Source organism: Streptomyces sp. NH27, assembly GCF_056859195.1.
In genome coordinates, this window is the sequence record NZ_JACEGK010000085.1 from 1 (window position 1) to 18635 (window position 18635).

An 18635-nucleotide genomic window follows, 5' to 3' on the forward strand; every position below is an offset into this window, starting at 1 on the left:
CGGGGGCGGGGTGGTGGTGGGCTGGATGGACATGGGTGATGGCTCCCTACGGGCTACTTGTCGGGGATGGCGTCTTTGAGGGCGGACATGATCTGGTCGACGGAGGGTGCGGCGCTGCTGCGGGCGAGGTAGAAGCCGAAGAGCAGGGCGACGAGGGCGACGCCGGCGCCGAGGGCGCGGTAGCGCATGAGCAGGGCCATGAGTAGGCCGAAGAGGGCGAGGGCGGAGATGCTGAACGCCATCGATCTGCCTTTCATGAGAGGGTTGTTGAGCCGGGACGTCGGGCTACCGGGCGTTCAGCGGGTGCCCTCGCGGTAGAGTCGGGTGGCGATGTTGTAGAGGTGCCGGCCGACACGGACACGCTGTCCGTAGCCGTGGCAGCGGCGGCACTCCCGGCCGCGGATGATCCGGCCGCGGCGGTTCTGCCGGACCTTGAAGCCGAACCCGCCGCACCTGCGGCAGACGCCGAGCGGACTGGCCGCGCACAGCGCGGCGTAGCAGGCGGCGGCGAGGACGACGAGGGCTATAGCGGCGGCGAGCGAAGGCATGGGAACCCCTTCCAGGGCGGAATCAGGGTGTGCGGAAGGCGGGCAGCTAGGGCTAGCTGCCAGGTCACAGGTGGTGCGGGGCGCTAGCGGGGGTGCTAGACCTAGCGGGGTGCGGTGCTAGGCCGAACACCCCCGAGCGGCTACGCGTAACTACGCGGCGGCGCTTCCGCCGTCACGCTCGGCGAGGGCGTTGCGGACGTCGGAACGGCGCAGCCCGCGGCGGTTGGCGCCCTTCCCGTCAGCCGTGCCCCACACCTGCACGGTGCGGATGCCGTACGGCTTGACGGCGGCGGTCAGCTGCTCCGGCGTCCACTGGCCGTAGACCTCGGGGCGGAGCTCGCCGAGCCGGGCGACGATGTCCTCGCTCCACGCCTTGTCCTTGCCGGCCGGGAGGGCGGAGACGAGGTCGGTCAGCAGGTCGTACGAGGCGGCCGCGTCTGTTGTGGTGTCCTCGCCGAGCGCGTGTCCGCTGAGTCTTCCGGCCTGCTTCCGCAGCTCGTAGACGCGCAGAGCCAGGGCGTCGGCGCCGGGGACGTCCACCTCGACGCACCGCACAATGCGGGCGTCAGCTCCCTCGCCGACGAACCACGCGATGCCCTTGTCCGCCCAGGCCAGGGTGGTGGCGCGGATTCCGCGCTTGTACGAGCCGGTACCGAGCACCATGTCGTTCTCGATCTGGCCCATGACCTTGAGGCACCAACGCACCGCAGCGTTCGCGGAGATGCCGGTCGGCAGGGATTTGGAGTCCGGGCGCTGCGTGGCAAGGAGCAGCGTGATGCCCAGCGCCGGGCCGCGCTTGACGAGGTCGGTGCAGTGCTCTTCGAACTCGGCTCCGTACTGGGGATGTTCGAACCACTTCTGGCACTCGTCCACCCCGACGACGATCGGGTGCAGGCCGAGCGACTTGCGGTCGGCGAGCGTCGAGGTGACCTTCGACTCCGGGCAGAGGTCTTTCGGCAGTTCGCGGATGACCTTGGCGCGGCGCCTCAACTCGGCACGCAGGGAGCGGAGATCGGCGAGCGCGTACGCGATGTCGTCCTCTTCCTCACCCGCCCGGTAGCGGTGGGCGACGCGGGCAAGGGCGGACAGGTCTCCGGTGCCCTTGAGGTCGTACGCGTGGATCTCGGCGCGTAGGTCCATGCAGGCGATCAGCAGGACCAGGCGCAGGAGGAAGGTCTTGCCCATCCGGGGGACGGCGCCGATGATCCCGGAGATGTACATCAGCGTCTGGGCGACCCATCGCCCGCGCTGGTCGGTGGCGAACGGCTGCGGTTTGAACAGGTCGAGTGGATTAACTTTCAGGAGTGGCCACGTGGCCCGCTGGGTCCTGGACATGTCCTGGTCACCGACCCACAGGCGCAGGCGCCCGGTGTGCTCGTCCGGGACCGCCTCCGGCCATACGCACCCGAGCGGGCGCCGTAGGCCGCTCGCCAGCTTCTCCCGGCGGTCGAGGACATCGGCGACGGTGACGCCATACGGGAGATCACCTTCGGCGAGCCATCCGGGGCCGTCACGCGTGATCGGTGCGGTGAAGGCGAAGCCCGGATTTCCCTTGGCCTGAGTCTGGTTGATCGCGGGAATGCCGAGTGCGCCGAGCGCGCGGAGCACGATGTCGCTCGTGAGCTTGGTCGCTTTCGGGACTTCCACAGCCCTGTGCATGATCGGTGGGTCTTCCGGCTGTCCGAGCCGGCCGAAGACGAGGGCGAGCGCCGCGCCACACGCGGTGACCATCCACGGCGGCGCGAGAGCGTACAGCGCGAGCGCGGTCACCATGCCGCAGATCATCGCGAGGACGCCGACGACCGTACGCCACCTCACCCGGCGGTCGCGCTGCCGCGACAGCTTCAAGTACTCCTCGACATCCTCGCGTGTCGCCGCCGCCTGGCGCAGGGGCTCACCTTCCGCATCCGCCACCCACCGCAGCGATCCGCCGACGAACCGGCGTGCGCCGTACGGCGCTTGGAGGGCGAGGCGAGCGGCGTACCAGGGCGCACGGACCGCGTGATACGCGCTGACGTGGCCGGCGTACCCGCTCGCCCACCGTGCCGCTTGGCGGAGCTCGCGTCGCGAGCGTGCCCACGGCGGCACGACGGGGCGGCGCTTCGCACTACGGATGCGGTCGGTGAGACCGGGGCCGGGTCGGTCGCCGGGCTTGTCGACCAAGAGCTCGGAGTCGGGTGGCGCTAAGGACACTTTCGCGGGGCCGTCTTCGGGGTCATGCTTCACTGGTGGTTCCTTCCGGTTCGGAGGGAGCTTGGGGCTCGGCCCTACCCGCCAAAGCAGCGGCCGGGCCCCGGTCGTGGGGTGGTCTGAGTCGAGGGGGTCGGCGTGCGGCGTTCACCGGACGCGGGCCGCGTTCACGGTCGAGCCGTACGAACGCTTGAGGTTCTGCCTGGCCATCAACGCGATTGTGAAAAGGGCCAGTTCGGCAGCACCGAGTCGAGGTAGTCGGCGGCGAACCGCCGCGATGTCGGCGCTGTACGTCGTGCAGCCGACCGCCGTGAGGGCAGCGACCCGGACGGTCGGCGTGCCGCGTCTGAGCTGCCGGACTGCCGGCGACGACGTGGACGGCGTTCATGCCGCCCCCCGAGCTGGGTAGGCGGCGCCGCGCAGCAGCTCGGCGCCGCCGAGGCGTACGGCGTACCAGGCGTCCTGCAAGGCGAGGTCGTCGTGCTCGCCCTCGTCCAGCAGATCGGCGAGCACGTCACGCGCCGCCGCCAGACGGGCGGCTCGCTGCTCCGCCGACTCGCGCGTGCCGGGTGGGCCGTGGAACAAGTCCCGGAAGTCTGTGAGTTCCCCTAACTCGAAGTCGCCGCCACTTTCGCAGCGACGCGTGAACGTACGCATGAATGCTCCTGCTCTTGCTCTTGGACGGATCGGGAGCCGTGGATCGGCTCAGACGCGAAGCCGCCGCGGCGACGCCAAACGCGTTGACCAGCGGACGATCGAGGTGACGGCGCTGTAGCCGCCGACGCCGGCCAGGAAGGTCAGCAGCCAGTCGGCGCCGACCTCGCGGGCGGAGTGGCCGGCCACGAAGGCGAAGAGCGCGGCGATGACGTATCCGGCCGCGCGCACGGTGTTCCCGCGGCGCGTGGCGGGACCGCTCATCACGGACGAGCGGTCATGACCTCCGGCACCGCCGACCGCTCGGTGCGGCGGCCGTGCCGGGATCAAAAGCACTCGTCGTTCAGGTGCGCTGTGGAGTTCTCAAGCGGCGGGCGCTGCCTTTGGGGCCGTGTCACGGGTCCTTCCGGGCGCTCCTTGGCACATCAACTCCTCAAGAGTTCATGTCCTCATGTCCTCTTTAGGAGTTGCCCAATCATGAAGTACGGCACCTTAAGTCGTCAAGACCTCTTGAGGAGTTGTAAGCTGAGGCCGCCCGATGATCAGGATGGTGAGCCGCGTGGCCAAGGCATACGAACGGATCGCTGACGATCTACGTCAGCGCATCCGTGCAGGTGAGCTGGGCCCTGGCGATCGCCTGCCCTCTGAGACGGCGCTCGCCGACGAGTACGACAAGAGCCTGCCGACCCTGCGCCAAGCGCTCGGGCTCCTCCAAGCCGAGGGGCTGATCGAGAAGCAGCACGGCCGCGGCAACTTCGTACGGCAGTCCCGTACGCCCGTGTTCCGCACCAACGTGCGCCACCAGTGGGAGAAGGACCGGGCACGTGAGCCGGAGCCGCAGCGGAAGAAGACCGGGGCGACCGAGCACGACACCGGTCTCGACCTGGAAGACCTGGTCTTCTTTGCGTCGTACGAGCAGATCGAGGCCGATCAGGAGCTGGCCGAGATCTTCGGAGTGCCGGTCGGAACGGCGATGGTCGAGCGGACGTATCGCACCCGGTACCAGGTGGAGAGCCATCCGTTCAACCTCGTCCACTCCTACCTCGTACGCGACATGGTCGCCGCCAACCCCGACCTCCTCGATGCCGACAACGAGCCCTGGCCGGGCGGCACGCAGAACCAGCTCTTCACGATCGGCATCGAACTGACCCGTATCGAGGAGCGTGTTTCGGCACGGCCGCCCACGGCCGAGGAGTCCGAAGCACTGGGGCTTCCTCCCGGCACGGCCCTGATCGTCCTCGGCAAGACGTCGTACGACACCGACGGGCGGGTGGTTGAGCACTCCTTCGTCCGGCTGCCGGGCGACCGCACGGAAATGACCTTCGTCACCGAACTGGGAAGGTGGTGACCGCCATGGCGGATTGCCGCATCGACGTCATCACCGCCGTCCACGCACCCTCCGCGCCCTACCTCGCGGACGCCTACAAGTCGCTGTGCGCCCAGGAGTTGCCGGACGGCTGGGAGTGGCACTGGATCATCCAGGAAGACGGCCGGAGCGACACCGTACGGCCCCACGTCCCGGACGACCCCCGGGTCACTTTCCACCAGGGCCGGCCCGGCGGTCCCGGCGTCGCCCGCACGATTGCCCTCGCGTACGCCTCCGGCCCGTACGTCAAAGTCCTCGACGCCGACGACCAGTTGACCCCGGGCGCCCTCGCCCGCGACCTGGCTCTTCTCGAAGCTGACCCCGACCTCGGCTGGGCCACATCCCGCGTCCTCGACCTTCTCCCCGACGGTTCCACCGCCGGTTTCGACGGTGACCCGGACGGTGGTCCGATCGCCCGCGGCGCTGTCGTCGACTACTGGAAGGCGAATGGTTTCCGCGCGCAGGTCCACCCGGCGACCCTCTTCGTCCGCCGCGACCTTCTCCTCGCTCTGGGCGGCTGGATGGCCTTGCCGGCTTCTGAGGACACGGGCCTCCTCCTGGCGCTCAACGCGATCGCCCGTGGCCACTTCACCCGGGAGTACGGCCTGCTCTACCGCAAGTGGGAGGGCCAGGCCACGGCTCAGCCGAGCCACACGGATGAGGCAGAGCGCGAAGCGCGGATGGCCGTGGTGGCGGCCCGAGTCGAGGCGCTGCTCAGCGTCAGGTGAGGTTCTCCGGGTCGGGATGGACCATCACTTCATAGACGACCTCGCAGGCGGCAGCGGGAACAATGATGTCCGCAGTCTCCACCGGTTGGCCGCTGTCGCTGTAGTACGTCCGGTGAATGTGAGTGACGAACGAGGCCATCGGCGTGCCCAGGAGGATGGCCTCTTCTGCTGTCGCCACACGGGGCTCCGGGATCTCGACTGCATGCGTGATCGTGATACCGATCTTGGCCATACGGCTCACTACGCCCTTTCCGGCGTACGGGCCGGCCTCCGGAAGGACCACGACAGTGCCCGCGGTTAGGCTGTACGGCTCCCAACTGGTCGACAGCTGCACTGGTTTGCCGTCAGCCATGAACTCGTAGGCCGTACGGACACAGAGCTCCCCCTCGCTGATGCCGAGGCGATCGGCGATGCCGGGCGGGGCAGGCACTTTTGCCTCGCTTCTGCTCTCCCACGTGGCTTGCTTGCCGAGTTCGGCCATGTCGGAGCGAAATGGCGAACCCGCTGCCTGGCCAGGGTGCCTGGATCGGACGACGCGAAGGCGCTCCCGTCGTCTTGCGACATACGTACCTGAGCCGGTGCGCCCTTCCAGAAGGCCCTGGGCGATCAGCAACTCTTGCGCACGCCGGACGACGTTCTCGCCGACTCCGCACTCTTGAGCCAGCACGCCGCGGGACGGCAGCCGGTCTCCGGGGAGCCAGTTCCCGTTCGTGATGTGGGCCCGAAGCACATCGGCGATCCGCAGATAAGGCGGTTGCACAGGCATGTTGACATTCTAGTCACTAGCTCTAAGCTAGTGACTACCTTCACTCAAGGTGATCGAGCGACGGCGGAGGAGTGTCTTGTGTCCCCCACCTGAAGTGCGTGCCGCCGGTGTGTGTAGCGCGCTCGCGGCACTGGGATTCCATCCGGAGCTGACGGAGTACGGGGACTACGTGTCCATCAGGGCGCAGATACCCGAGGCGATCACGGACGAGGTTTGGCAAGCCGCGGTCTCCGCGCTTGACGTCCTCGACTCGGCCGACACCTTCGGAGCCACGCATAACAGCAGGTGGGGCGATGTGGTGTGGGTCGTCATCCGCAAACACGTCGCCGCACCGAGTGACTTCGCGAAGAGGTCGGACAACCAATAGGAGGTGACAGCATGTTCGAATATCTTGCCAGGATTGTCCTGTGGATTTCACTGCGGCAATTTCCGTCGAGAGGCCGCCACCGGCGTCGCTTCCGAGCGCCGGTTTCGTCGGTCCCCACGACGCACGGCGAGGACAGTAGGGCGCCAAGCCTGCAACGCGAGCAGATTCTTTTGTTGCGCGCGGAAGATCATTCACTCGTTCGCCCATATGTCCTCAGCGCCGAGGAATGGATGCGGCGCCGTGTGGACAACCGGGCAGGGGCGGAGGCCGCGGTTCTATGACCGCCCGCCATCAGGTCGTTGCCGACGACCTGCGCAGACGGATCACTGCGGGTGAGTACGCGGTGGGGGAGCGGCTTCCCCCGGAAACGCGGCTGGCTGCGCGGTACCACGTGAGTACGCCGACCCTCCGCGACGCGTTGGAAGTGTTGCGGGCCGAGGGGCTGGTTGCGAAGTTCCAAGGTCGCGGTAACTTCATCTGCCAGCCGGCCGTACGCCTTACGTACCCCGGCAGTGCCGGCACCGATGCCTTCGACATCATCGTCAGCACCATGGAACGGACGGCGGCCGGTGAACTGGCCTCCCACCTGGGCGGATTGCCCGACGATCCCATCACCGAGTATGTGTGCCTCAGCCACCGGGAGGACGCGCCGCAAGCTCTGGTGCACGTGCACGTGCCGCACGCGGTGTCCGGTGGCCGGGCCCTTCCGACCGGCTCCTCGGCGTGGGGCGACGACATCCTCGACGGCCTCGCGGTCGCGTTGGCGGTCGGCGGTTCGGAGGTGCGCAGCTTCGACCAGGTCACCGCCCGGTTTCCCACCGGTGCGGAAGCAGGGTCGTTGCGGATCACCGCCCGTACGCCAGTGCTCGCTATCCACCGGACGGTCACGGCCGACGACGGCCGGACGCTCGCTTGCGTCCACGTCGTACTGCCGGGTGACCGTGCCGAAGTCGCCTTCACCGTAGAGCCGGTAGGGGCTACGTGGGCCGACGAGAAGGAGGCGGCGAGATGATGCGGCTCCTGCCGTGGCTCGGGGTTGATGGGAAGCCGTGCTACTTGGACACCGACGCCGACGGCTCGTCGTTCCTGTCCCGTCTCGCGGACAACCTGGAAGCGGTCCAACTTGGTATGAGCCGGGACCTGCTGGAGAACGTGCAGAAGTACACGGGCGAACGGGTCCCTCCCGAGAGTGACTTGCGCGCGATCGTCTCCCACCTGTGCATGGCCCTCACGGACGTGCTGCGCGTGGCGGAGAGCCGCGGGGAACGGCTTCCGACGCCGGATGAGGACGACGAGGCCGACGCCGTACGGCTGTCCCAGGCCGTTCAGTTCTTCACCGACCGCGCGATCGAGCGGCGGAACGCCTCCTGATCTCGGCTCTGCTCCTGAGTCACCGGTTCCCGCACAGCAACACCTCGACCAAGGAAAGGGACTACAACGATGAGCATGGGCACCACGGCTGCCTCGCTATGCGCGACCGACCAGGCCCGTACGTGGCAGATCACCACGACCAACGGCATTACCGCGTATGGCTACCTCCCCGACTGGGCGGAGGACGACCCCAGCGAGACCGGTCTCGACCCTGAGAGTTTTCACGTCACGCTTGTCGACATCGCACACCGCAGGGCCTTCCGAGGCGTGACCTTGACCGCCTTCACCCGTGAGGGCGGTGCCCGCCGGCCACACGAGATGGAGTCGTTCCACGGCGAGATCGCGTGCCACCCCTATCCCGACCCCGAAGTTCTTGATGAGCCATGCGTGCCGGTCGCCAACATCCAGGTCGGGCAGGACTGTTGGGCGATCGGTCTGACGCCGGTCGCCCTTGCCGAACTGGCCGCGAAGCTGCGCACCCACGCCGACTACCTCGAAGGTGACGTACTGCCCCGACTGGTTGCCGCCCGCGAGGACTGGGCCGCTTACCACTGCAAGGAGACGGTGCAGCCTTGATGAGGCGTACGGCCCAGCCCGTTGGGAGACGTACCCGCAGGCGTCCGGCGCGGCTCTACCAGGAGCCCGAGGCGATCACCTGGGCGCGGGAGAAGTCCGGGCTGACCAAGCGGGCGCTGGCCGATCTCGTCGGCATCTCCGAGCAGTTGATGGGCGAGATCGAGTCGGGCTGGCGCAGCGCCACCCCGGCGAACCTCTTGAAGATCGCCGAGGCGCTGAACTGCCCGATCGTCGTCCTGGAACGCAAACGCAACAATGCGCCGTCTCGACCTGGGCCTGAGCCTGGGCCGCCGGCGTCGCTCTCGCCCGACCCCGAGCCCCCGGTGTCGCCCGCGGCAGCCGGGTAGCGATGTCCGCCCGCCACCACGCTCCATCCCCGGCGCGATGGAGGCGGGCGGATGCGCCGTCATCACATATACCTTAAGGAGCTTTGACATGGCCAAATCCGGTCGCTTCGCAACGAAGAAGCTGGACACCACGCTGTCCGCGCGGGCGCTGTACGGCGCGGAGTTGCGGTACTACCGGGAGCGGAAGGGCCTGGCGCTATGGGAGTTGGCGGACAAGCTCCACATCGAGCTGTCCTTCCTTGCCCGGATCGAGCAGGGGGAGCGACGACTGCCCGACGAGTTGGCCGGCCTTGTGGACGGACTCCTCGACACGGGCGGCTTCTTCGAACGCAACGTCGCAGTCGCCCGCTCCGCGCCCAGGCCCACCCGCCTCACCTCGCTGGCCGAGTGGGAATGGCTCGCCGTCGCCATCCGCGAGTGGGACGCCGCGCTCATCCCCGGCCTGCTCCAGACCGACGCCTACGCGCGGGCCATCTCCGACACCTACGCTTCCGTGTTCGCCGACCGCGTCCAACGCCACCGCTGGGAAGCGCGGTTGTCCCGCACCCCCGTCCTTCTCGACCCGCATGGTCCTCGCTACACCGCCGTCGTCGGCGAAGCCGCCCTCCGCCGCCCCCTCGGCGGTCCTACTGCCATGGCCGGGCAGCTCGACCACCTCGCCGCACTCGTCCGCAGCGAGCGTGTCACGCTCAATCTCCTTCCCCTCATCGTCACTCCGCATCCGACCGCCATGGAAGGTGCGCTGCGCGTGATGACGTTCGCCGACGAGACTCCCGCTGCTCACTTCACCAGCCACCACACCGGCACCTATGGCACGGACCCCGCAATCACCGCGCTTGCCCACCTCACCTACGACCTGCTGCTGGCCGCGGCCCTGCCCCCCGACGCCTCTCTCGGCGTGATCGAGACGGCGGCCGACATGTATCGGGAGGAAGCAGCCAGGCAGCAGGCAGCCGACGCTCAACCCGCGGCCAAGGAGCGTGCGAGCCGGCGTACGGGGAAGCGCACCGCTGTGGTGCGAAATGGTCGGTGACGGCTGCGTGGTTGTTGGCGGCGCGGTCGTGGCGCCTGCGTCACCGCAAGGGAGCTGGCGGTCGATCCCGCATCAGGGAAGCGTTTCCGCGTCGACGCGTGAGAAGACGAGGTCGCTCTCGCCGGTGACCGGGCCGCGCCACCGGACCGGTACGGCGGAGGCTCCGCGCAGCGCGGTCGGGTAGGTGGCGGCGGCGTATTCGTTGGCGAGCCGGTACACGTGGAAGCCGGCACCGCGCATCGTGTCGAGCAACTCCTCCACGGAGTCGCCGAGTTGTTCCATGCGTTCCGGCGTGACCTCGACGGTGACCTCGGCGTCGGGCCGTAGCCGTTCGAGCATGGGTGCCATGCCCCGTACGACGCTGCCCTCCGCTCCCTCGACGTCGATCTTGACGACCCGGGCCCGGGCGATCTCCTCGTCGGTCAGCACGTCGGGGAGCGGGTGAGCCTCGATGTCGAAGACGGACTCCGTCGGGCCGTCCCAGGGGACGATGCTGTTGGCGCCCAGGTTCGCCGAGCTGGCGAGGATGAACGTGAGCTTCTGGTCCTTGTCGGAGACGGCGGTGTGCACGGCGCGGACGTTCGTGCAGCCGTTGAGCCGCGCGTTCTGCTCGACGCGGTCCAGGAACGGCCGCGACGCCTCGATGGCGACGACATGGCCGGAGGGGCCGACGAGTTGTGAGGCGAGCACGCTGAAGTAGCCCACGTTCGCGCCGACATCGATGTACGTGTCCCCCGGGCCCAGGCGGTTCTGGAGCCAGTGCGTCATGCGTGGCTCCCACGTACCGAACAAATACAAATAGCGCTGGATGAGGTCCTGCGTATCCACGGCGAAGCGCGCGCCGCTCACGGTCTCGGTGACGCGCCTGCGTGGTTCGTCTTTCAGGTGGGGGTTCAGCCAGCGGCCGGCCAACGGGCCCTTGCCGAACGTGCCGGGGGCGTTGCGCACGTACCAGCGGCCGAGGGTGACCAGGGCCTCCGTAGGGGGATTGCTCATCGGTTCGCTCCTCCGCACGCCGCCAGGACCCCCACACTACGGGCGGGCACCCGTGGCAACCCAGAACCCCGCAGCCCGGAAACCGCAGATCCGTTCCCTCGCGCCCCTCCACCCTCCTAAAATCCTCAAGACGTCTTTACGACTCTTGGCCGGGGGTGGGCTTGAGCACGTCCGAGCAGCTGCTGACCATCGCCGCGGTCCTCCTGGGCGCCCTCACGACCTACGTCACCACCTACTGGACCGAGCGCCAGCGCATCCGCCGCGAGCTGCTCACCCGCTGGGATACGAAGAAGCTCGAAGCGTACGAGAACTACATCGACCGCGTCCGCGCCGCCGTCTACCTCGCCGTCGAGCTCTACGAACACCGCGAGGGCATCCGCGTCAGCGACGATCCCGAGTCCCGCCAACGCGCCGACCTCTACGAAGCCACCCACCTCCGCGGCCGCGCCTTCGAACGCATCATGCTCCTGGCCGGCGACGAGGTCATCGAGGCCGCCCACGCGCTGAACGCGACCACCCTGGAAGTCGACTGGCAGGCCACCGGCAAGACCCCAGGCACCCTGGACGACTGGCGCGCCCGCAACCGCGCGGTCTTCGCGGCGATCAACGCCTTCCACGAAACGGCCCGGGTGGACCTCGGCGTCAGCGGCTCCGTGACGGGCGACATCCATCCGACCCGTGACCTTCTGCTGCCGCCGGCGCGGGACGCGGCCGACGGGTAGACCGTCCCCACATGAGCGGGGAACAGCCCCGCATGCGCGGGGAGCACGGTGCTGCCCCGGAAGTGCCGCACCTGGACGCCCGGGCAGCCCCGCATGCGCGGGGAGCACACTCCGTGGCCTGCGGTTTTATGGAGCGGCAGGCTTGTTTTTACTCACTTCTGCAAGTTCGGCCATTTCGGGCATTTCTGCGTGAGTGGTGGCCGTCTTGGCGTGCTGGTGCTGCTGGGCCTCGCCCCCGCTGAGTTAATCACGCGGCCTACCGGGTGGGCCCGGTCTAATCGTCCATCAAGTTACCTTTGCCCGAGCGTAGTTGGGCCGGGGTGCGCTTGCTGCCACAGACGCCGGTTCTCGGTGGGACGGACGAGCTTTATGTCGCCTGAATTCTTGTCGTGGCCAACCGGTGGCCCACGCGAGGCGCGATGGACGGTGGTCGGCTGTGTTTGCGCAGGCCGGGCCCGTTCCGCCTCGCGCACGTCGAGCGGTCTTGAAAAACGTCATGGCAGCGATTTCACCGTGGTTCAAATCCCACAGCTTCCGCAGAGGTAGTTGTGTGAGCAGGTCAGATGGGGTGCCCAAGATGATGGGCACCCCATCGGCGTGTCTGGTGTCCCACCCTGGCCTGCGTATGGCCCGTGGCTGGCCAGTGCGTGTGGCCAACCTGTGGCCAGGTTCGGCGGGGGGAGGGGGTCATTCCGAATGTGCGCATGCTCGGCGCGCGCGGGAGAATGGTGGGGCTGGACACGAACAGCGCGGCTGTGGGCTGCTGCGATGAGGGTGCGGGCTGCCCGTTGGTGTGGGGTGCCGAGTCCGCCGTAGGGGATGGTCTCGTTGGGGACCGACCGCTCCGGCGTCCGTCTACCTGGCGGGAGGTGCCCCCCGACGCTCCGCCCCTGTGCGGCCGGCCCGAGGGCCGCCGGCGATGCCTGGAGGTTCGTCATGAACTCACCGAGCACTCACGCTCACGGAGCGGTACGGGCCGGGACCGGCAGGGGTCCGGCGGGTCCCGGGTACGCGCGCGCTTCGCGGCTTCGATGGCCGGTCGGCTGGGCAGCCGTGTTCTTCGTCCTGACGGGTGTGTTCGCCTGGAGGGCGGCGGAAACGGCTGCGGGTGACACCCAGAACGTGCTTGCCGTGCTGTCGACGGTCTGCTTCGTCTTCTTCTGCATGGTGCTGGTCCACGTCGTACGGGTGGCGCGGAGGCGCTGACGCGGAGGGTGCTCGCTCTTCTCGGCCTGAGCTGCGGCCGGGCTGTAACGCGTCCAGGCCCCCGTGCCATTCAGTTCACGCAGCCGTGGCCTCCGGGAGCGACTTTCTACCTCGACCTACCTCGACTTACCTCGACGTCCGCGCCGACGTCTGCGCCTGCTCTCACGCCGACGTCCGCGCTGACATCCGCGCTCGCTTCCCGTTGCTCCCGGACCGTGCGATTCCGCCAGTACACAGCGGAGTTGGGGGACCAGTCGTTCGTCGAGGGGGCCACGACGTGGGACGGCGGTGGCGGCACCGAGGGGACGGCACCGAGGGGGCGGTACCGGGCGGCAGTTCCAGCGTGGCGGCGGGGCATGGCTTGTTCACGTGTCATTGACACCATGCGCGGGCCGTCACCATCATCGTGTGCGCGACATCCCTGATCGGGTATGTCGTGAAAACCGCCTCAGCGCGCACAATCGCGCAGGCATATCCGCTGCCTGGGCCGCCCCCACCGGACCGTCAGGAGAGCTACTCGTGCCCAACATCGACCGTCGAAGGTTCCTCCAGCTCGTCGGCGGTACCGCTGCCGCGTCCGTGCTCACGGGTGGCATCGCCAAGGCCGCCGCGATTCCGGCCGCCGCGGGGAGCGGGACCCTTGAGGACGTGGAGCACGTCGTCGTCCTCATGCAGGAGAACCGTTCGTTCGACCACTACTTCGGTACTCTGCGCGGGGTTCGCGGCTTTGGTGACCCGCGCCCGGCCATGCTGCCGAGTGGGAAAACGGTGTTCCACCAGGCGGACTCCTTCGGGCACGAGACGCTGCCGTTCCGGCCGAATGCCGACAACCTGGGACTGCAGTTCATCCAGGATCTCGACCACACGTGGTACGGAACGCACCAGGCGTGGAACGGCGGCGACTACGACAACTGGCTTCCCGCCAAGGGCACCACGACGATGGCGTACCTCACCCGGGCGGACATCCCCTTCCACTACGCCCTCGCCGACGCGTTCACCATCTGCGACGCGTACCACTGCTCGATGCTCAGCTCGACCGACCCCAACCGCTACTACATGTACACCGGTTACGCGGGCAACGACGGTCAGGGCGGTGGCCCGGTGCTGGGCAACGAGGAGGCGGGCTACGGCTGGACCACCTTCCCGGAGATCCTGGAGAGCGCGGGTGTCTCGTGGAAGGTCTACCAGGACACCGGCACCGGCCTTGACGCATCGGGTGGTTGGGGTTGGACCAGCGACGCCTTCATCGGCAACTACGGGGACAACTCGCTGCTCTACTTCGACCAGTACCGCAACGCCCAGTCCGGTAACCCGCTGTACGACAAGGCCGTCACCGGCACCGACGTCAACAGCGGTGACGGCTACTTCGACCAGCTCAAGGCCGACGTGCTGGCCGGGAAGCTGCCGCAGGTCTCCTGGATCGTCGCCCCCGAGGCGTTCTGCGAGCACCCCAACTGGCCTGCGAACTACGGTGCTTGGTACGTCTCCCAGGTGCTGGACGCGCTCACCGCCGACCCGGACGTGTGGAGCCGTACCGCCGTCTTCCTCACCTATGACGAGAACGACGGCTTCTTCGACCATGTGGTCCCGCCGTTCCCGCCCGCGTCGGCTGCCCGTGGCCTGTCCACCGCCGACGTCACCCAGGACCTGTACACCGGCGGCCTGTCCGGGTACGCCGAAGGGCCGTACGGGCTCGGGCCGCGGGTACCGATGCTGGTCCTGTCGCCCTGGAGCACGGGCGGTTGGGTCTGCTCCCAGACCTTCGACCACACCTCGATCGTGCAGTTCATCGAGAAGCGGTTCGGCGTGCACAACCCCAATGTCTCGCCGTGGCGCCGCGCGGTCTGCGGCGACCTCACCGCCGCCTTCGACTTCACCCGCAGCGACACCGCCTCGCCCACGCTCCCCGGCACCGGCGGCTACGTCCCACCGAACCACGACAACCCCGGCGACTACGTCCCGACCCCGCCGGCCACCGGCACGGTGCCCAAGCAGGAGGCCGGCCTGCGCAACGCCCGCGCGCTGCCGTACGACCTGGCCGCCGACACCGAACCGGTCGACGGGCGTATGCAGTTCACCTTCAGCAACCTCGGCACGGCGGGTGCGGCCTTCCTCGTCACCTCCGCGGTGCGCTCGGACGGTCCCTGGCCGTACACGGTCGAGGCGGGCAAGGCCCTCGCCGACACCTGGGCGATGCCCGGCGCCTCGTCCCCGTACGACTTCTCGGTCTACGGGCCGAACGGCTTCCTGCGCCGGATGGCCGGCACGGCGGGTTCGGTCGGCCCCGAGGTGACCGCCCGGCACGATGCCTCCGCCGGCCAGGTCACCTTGGTGTTCAGCAACCCCGGTGCCGGCGAGGTCACGTTCACCGCGACCGACGCGTACGCGCCCACCGAGCAGTACACGTACACCGTCGCGGCGGGCGGCTCGCGGAGCGTCCCGGGCTGGGGCGTGGCCGCCGGCAACCACTGGTACGACGTCACGGTCACCTCCAGCGCCGACGCCGCGTATGTGCGGCGGTTCGCCGGGCACGTGGAGACCGGTGCGGCGAGCACCAACGACCCTGCAACCGCGACTGGTTGAGGCCATCCCGGGGCAGATGTGGGCGCGCATCCGCTCCGGGGACGACGGGCCGTTCTTCGAGTGGTCCGGGCGGCGAGGGCTTCGGCGAGGGCTTCGGGGGGGGGCGTTCCGGGAGGACGTTCCGCAGATGTGTCGGGAAGAGGCGTTCGGAAGAAGTGGCCGAGTGATTTCCCTGCCGCGCGTTTTGCCTGGGAAGGTGAGCTCTGGTCGGCCGTGTCTGCCCACGGGGCGGGGGCGGCCGACGCGCGTCCGACAGGGGAGGAAACGTGCGAAGTCCAGTGGCGGTGATCAGTGTTGCGGCGCTGGCCCTGTTCACGGCTGCTTGCGGCCATGAAGCAGCCGGTGGTGGTGCGCCGAAGTCACCGGCGGCCTCGGCACCGACAGCTCGCGTGGAGGGGCTGGACGGGAAGCCCGCGGCCTCGAAGGTCTTCACAGCAAGGGAGTTGGTGCCCATGCTGCTCGACTCCGAGGGCGGCCATCCGGGCACGACCGGTCAACTCGGGACCGGGATGGCGCCGGAGAAGGGCGAGTTGGCGGCCGACTGCCCGGCCGGTGCCAAGGACACGGTGGCGGAGATGTACCGGATGCACGCTCCCCGTGCCGTTCAGTTCATGCAGCCGCACGCTCCGGGTGAAGCACCCGCGTCCGGTCCGGTCGAGCAACTCGTCACCATGCGCCGCGATCAGGCGGCGCGCTACATGGCGCTGAGGCGGGCCGAGGCGGCTACGTGCCCGCAGACCACGGTTTCCGCGGTCGGGTTCAGGCCCGTCGCTCCCCAGACGCTGCGCTTCCGCCTGACCAAGGCCGAGTTGGGGGACGAGGCGTTCGTCATGGAGACCACGACGTGGGACGGCGGCAGCGACAGCCCGACGGCCAGGCCGGATGACGGGGTGCGGACGTACCAGGTCGACGTCCGCATGGGCGGCGTCATCGTCATCTACGGGGACTTCCCGACCGAGGCGGCGGCCCTGGCGGGCGGGGCGAAGGCGGCGACCCACGTGCGGCCCGGCCTGGTGCGGGCTGCCGGCGGCTGAGTACGCCGCGGGCCGTCCCGCACCCTCCGCCGAGGCGGGGAACGAGCAGTCCGGAGCGGGTGCCCCGAGGTTCGTGGGCATCCGCTCCGCCGGCGCCCGTACCGCTGTGCGTCGCCCCTGGGGTCGGGCGTGCGCTGCTACTCATTGCCGGTTGAGTAGGCGAGCCGATGAGGGATGCTCCTCGCCCCGGCAGGCTGGTCCCATCGAACACGGGAGCAGATGATGGAGAAGGACGGCCGAAGCCGGGGCGGCGCCGCGGGGGCGACGGGCAGGCGCAGGTTGCGATCGTCGACGGTCGCCGTGGTGCTCGCGAGCGCCGCGGTCATGGCTGTGAGCACGGCGTGCAGCGTGGACCTGCGGGATCGCGAGTGCACGTCGAACGAGTATCCGGTCCAGGCGGTCGGGCCGGACGGCGGCAGCCAGTGCGTCACCAAGGGGAAGGAGCCGCCGACGGGCACCGTCCGCTACCCGAAGGGGCAGGTTCCGAAGCGCGTCGGCGACAAGTGGGACCTCTACTGGCAGGACCACGGACTCGACGCGAACGGCAAGTTGATCAAGAAGTGACGCCGGGGTCCGCGCCGCGGGGGGTGGTGAGGATCTCGCGGCCGCGCTCCGGGGTGATCAACTGGGCCAGGACGGGGTCGGCCAGCAGGGATATCGGGGCGATGTGGTCCTCGCTCACCGGGCGCCACAGGTGCAGCGCCGCCCGGAGTTCGGGCCACGCCTCCTCGCACAGGGCCTCGCGGGTCGCTCGGACCTTGTCGGGGTCGGAGAGCGGGCCTGATTCGGGGACCGGGCCGGCGCCTTCCGCGTAGAGGGTCACGACGAGCGGGCCCGTACCGGACGGCGGCTCGTCGGGGGCCTGGAAGGCGGGGTGTGCGGCGAGTCGGTCGGCGACGGCGTGCACGGCGGCATCGAACTCCGGCCCGCCGAAGGTGAGTCGGAAGCCCGGCTCGGCCGAACGGGCCTCATGGTCGGCGATGAGCGCGCGCACCGGTTCGGGCGCCTGCTCCTTGAGGCGCGGCAGGGGCCGCAGGTCGTGCTGGTGGGCGAGTTGGTCGTGCCGGACCAGCAATGGCAGGAGTTCCGTGGCGAACAGCGGGCCGAGGAGGAGGTCGTCACCTCCCGGGACGTGCCACAGCAGGTTCGCGATGGTGCCGCGCCAGTCGCCGAGCAGTGCTTTCATCTGTGCGCTCAGCACGTCGGCGCGCTCGCAGCCGTACTCGTGCGCCTGGTCGAACAGCGCGAGCGGCTCGTCCACCGCGCCGGCCAGCGCTTCGCGGCGGGCCCGTTCGACCTCCGCGTCCCAGTGGTCGCGGGTGGTGCCGGGCGGCTTGCGCAGGGCCTGGAAGGACACCCACTGATGCTTCATGAGGTCGAGGAACGAGTCGTACCGCTCGGGCCCCATGCCGGACCAGGACGTGAGCCAGTACGCCGCCCACTCGCCGTCCTCGTCCACGTCGTCAGGGTCGAGCAGCATGACGGCGGAGTCACCCTCGAGGGACAGCCGCAGCGAACGCGCGAGGATCCTCGCCTCATCGGCTTCGGACACCACGTCGCCGTCCTCGTACTCGTCCTCCTCGTCGTCCTCCTCATCCTCATCCTCATCCTCGTCTTCGTACTCGTCCTCCTCGTCCTCGGCGTTGTCTGCCGCTAGGTCCTCCCACACCTCGATCCAGGTGCGGTCGTCGGTGTCCCGCAGCCACGCCAACTCGTCGGTGCCGGCCAGCCGGTAGATGAACTCACCCGCGTGCCGCCACCCGTTGGTGATGAGCAGGAACTCCCGGAGCGAGGGCGGCAGTCGGTGTCCCAGCCGGGCCTCGGCCGCGGCCACCTCGGCCTCGCTCGCCGGCGCGAACCCGAGCCAGGTGTCCCGCACGACCTCCTCCGCGAGCGGCACGTCCTGCTCCGGGTCGTGCGCCCTGATCCACTCCGCGCTCCACCGCTCCAGGAACGGCCGCCACCGCGTACGCTCGCCCATCTCCCCCACTGCTCCTCGCTCGTTCCATGCTTGCTTGTTGCCTTCCGACTCCACCCCATCACAGGGGTACGACAACGGGCGCGTCGGCCGTCGGCACGGACCGGCCGCGTTGTCGTAGGTGGGTGTTGGGCATGGGGCATGGACGTTGAGAGCGCATCGCGGGAGGA

General features: G+C 69.0%; 21 protein-coding genes. 13 read left to right on the forward strand and 8 right to left on the reverse strand.

Going from position 1 to position 18635, the window contains the following annotated elements; genetic code table 11:
* Positions 1-53: 53 nt before the first annotated feature.
* From AC13HU_RS09940 to AC13HU_RS09960, 5 genes are all read right to left on the reverse strand, one after another.
* Entirely contained in the window at positions 54-257 is a 204-nt protein-coding gene (locus AC13HU_RS09940; RefSeq protein ID WP_483041420.1) for a hypothetical protein, read from the reverse strand.
* Positions 258-296: 39 nt separating this feature from the next.
* Positions 297-548 carry a hypothetical protein gene (locus AC13HU_RS09945; protein ID WP_483041421.1) on the reverse strand — a complete coding sequence of 84 codons (252 nt, stop codon included), beginning with the start codon at positions 546-548 and terminating at the stop codon, positions 297-299.
* 150 nt (positions 549-698) lie between these two features.
* Complete coding sequence (locus AC13HU_RS09950; RefSeq protein ID WP_483041422.1) at positions 699-2774, reverse strand: cell division protein FtsK; 2076 nt, start codon at positions 2772-2774, stop codon at positions 699-701.
* A gap of 348 nt (positions 2775-3122) precedes the next feature.
* Positions 3123-3323 (reverse strand): hypothetical protein, encoded by a 201-nt coding sequence (locus AC13HU_RS09955; protein WP_483041423.1) that lies wholly within the window; start codon positions 3321-3323, stop codon positions 3123-3125.
* A 120-nt stretch (positions 3324-3443) separates the two neighbouring features.
* Entirely contained in the window at positions 3444-3656 is a 213-nt protein-coding gene (locus tag AC13HU_RS09960; RefSeq protein WP_483041424.1) for a hypothetical protein, read from the reverse strand.
* A gap of 295 nt (positions 3657-3951) precedes the next feature.
* Here AC13HU_RS09960 and AC13HU_RS09965 point away from each other — a divergent pair, with 295 nt between their 5' ends.
* Positions 3952-4740, forward strand: a complete 789-nt coding sequence (locus AC13HU_RS09965) for a GntR family transcriptional regulator (protein ID WP_483041425.1) — start codon at positions 3952-3954, stop codon at positions 4738-4740.
* Positions 4741-4745: 5 nt separating this feature from the next.
* Positions 4746-5486 (forward strand): glycosyltransferase family 2 protein, encoded by a 741-nt coding sequence (locus AC13HU_RS09970; RefSeq protein WP_483041426.1) that lies wholly within the window; start codon positions 4746-4748, stop codon positions 5484-5486.
* On the opposite strand, the gene AC13HU_RS09975 is transcribed toward AC13HU_RS09970, so the two are convergent.
* Entirely contained in the window at positions 5479-6252 is a 774-nt protein-coding gene (locus AC13HU_RS09975) for a GntR family transcriptional regulator (RefSeq protein ID WP_483041427.1), read from the reverse strand. The two genes, AC13HU_RS09970 and AC13HU_RS09975, sit on opposite strands and share 8 nt — an antisense overlap.
* Positions 6253-6346: 94 nt before the next feature.
* Here AC13HU_RS09975 and AC13HU_RS09980 point away from each other — a divergent pair, with 94 nt between their 5' ends.
* The 6 genes from AC13HU_RS09980 to AC13HU_RS10005 all read left to right on the forward strand — a co-directional run bounded on the left by AC13HU_RS09980 (position 6347) and on the right by AC13HU_RS10005 (position 9946).
* Positions 6347-6619, forward strand: a complete 273-nt coding sequence (locus tag AC13HU_RS09980) for a hypothetical protein (RefSeq protein ID WP_483041428.1) — start codon at positions 6347-6349, stop codon at positions 6617-6619.
* A gap of 277 nt (positions 6620-6896) precedes the next feature.
* Positions 6897-7631, forward strand: coding sequence for a GntR family transcriptional regulator (locus tag AC13HU_RS09985; RefSeq protein WP_483041429.1), 735 nt, complete (start codon positions 6897-6899; stop codon positions 7629-7631).
* Positions 7628-7990, forward strand: a complete 363-nt coding sequence (locus tag AC13HU_RS09990) for a hypothetical protein (RefSeq protein WP_483041430.1) — start codon at positions 7628-7630, stop codon at positions 7988-7990. Before AC13HU_RS09985 ends, AC13HU_RS09990 begins: the two co-directional genes overlap by 4 nt.
* A 75-nt stretch (positions 7991-8065) precedes the next feature.
* Positions 8066-8566, forward strand: a complete 501-nt coding sequence (locus tag AC13HU_RS09995; RefSeq protein ID WP_483041431.1) for a DUF6907 domain-containing protein — start codon at positions 8066-8068, stop codon at positions 8564-8566.
* Positions 8566-8913 (forward strand): helix-turn-helix domain-containing protein, encoded by a 348-nt coding sequence (locus AC13HU_RS10000; protein ID WP_483041432.1) that lies wholly within the window; start codon positions 8566-8568, stop codon positions 8911-8913. Before AC13HU_RS09995 ends, AC13HU_RS10000 begins: the two co-directional genes overlap by 1 nt.
* Before the next feature lie 88 nt (positions 8914-9001).
* Positions 9002-9946: a helix-turn-helix domain-containing protein gene (locus tag AC13HU_RS10005; RefSeq protein WP_483041433.1), complete on the forward strand. Its 945-nt coding sequence runs from the start codon at positions 9002-9004 to the stop codon at positions 9944-9946.
* A gap of 72 nt (positions 9947-10018) precedes the next feature.
* Here the strand turns inward: AC13HU_RS10005 and AC13HU_RS10010 are convergent, their stop codons facing one another.
* The gene (locus AC13HU_RS10010) at positions 10019-10942 is read right to left on the reverse strand and encodes an FkbM family methyltransferase (protein WP_483041434.1); all 924 of its coding nucleotides are present in this window, start codon (positions 10940-10942) and stop codon (positions 10019-10021) included.
* Positions 10943-11097: 155 nt separating this feature from the next.
* Between AC13HU_RS10010 and AC13HU_RS10015 the strand changes: the two genes are divergently transcribed.
* From AC13HU_RS10015 to AC13HU_RS10035, 5 genes are all read left to right on the forward strand, one after another.
* Complete coding sequence (locus AC13HU_RS10015; RefSeq protein ID WP_483041435.1) at positions 11098-11664, forward strand: hypothetical protein; 567 nt, start codon at positions 11098-11100, stop codon at positions 11662-11664.
* Between the two features lie 1053 nt (positions 11665-12717).
* Positions 12718-12870, forward strand: a complete 153-nt coding sequence (locus AC13HU_RS10020; RefSeq protein ID WP_483041436.1) for a hypothetical protein — start codon at positions 12718-12720, stop codon at positions 12868-12870.
* A gap of 519 nt (positions 12871-13389) precedes the next feature.
* Entirely contained in the window at positions 13390-15453 is a 2064-nt protein-coding gene (locus tag AC13HU_RS10025) for a phosphocholine-specific phospholipase C (RefSeq protein ID WP_483041437.1), read from the forward strand.
* 266 nt (positions 15454-15719) lie between these two features.
* Positions 15720-16487 (forward strand): hypothetical protein, encoded by a 768-nt coding sequence (locus AC13HU_RS10030; protein WP_483041438.1) that lies wholly within the window; start codon positions 15720-15722, stop codon positions 16485-16487.
* Positions 16488-16709: 222 nt separating this feature from the next.
* Entirely contained in the window at positions 16710-17051 is a 342-nt protein-coding gene (locus AC13HU_RS10035; protein WP_483041440.1) for an SCO0607 family lipoprotein, read from the forward strand.
* Here AC13HU_RS10035 and AC13HU_RS10040 read toward each other — a convergent pair.
* A complete protein-coding gene (locus AC13HU_RS10040; protein ID WP_483041439.1) occupies positions 17041-18468 on the reverse strand; it encodes an SMI1/KNR4 family protein in 1428 nt (475 codons plus the stop codon). The genes AC13HU_RS10035 and AC13HU_RS10040 overlap by 11 nt on opposite strands.
* Positions 18469-18635 lie beyond the last annotated feature (167 nt).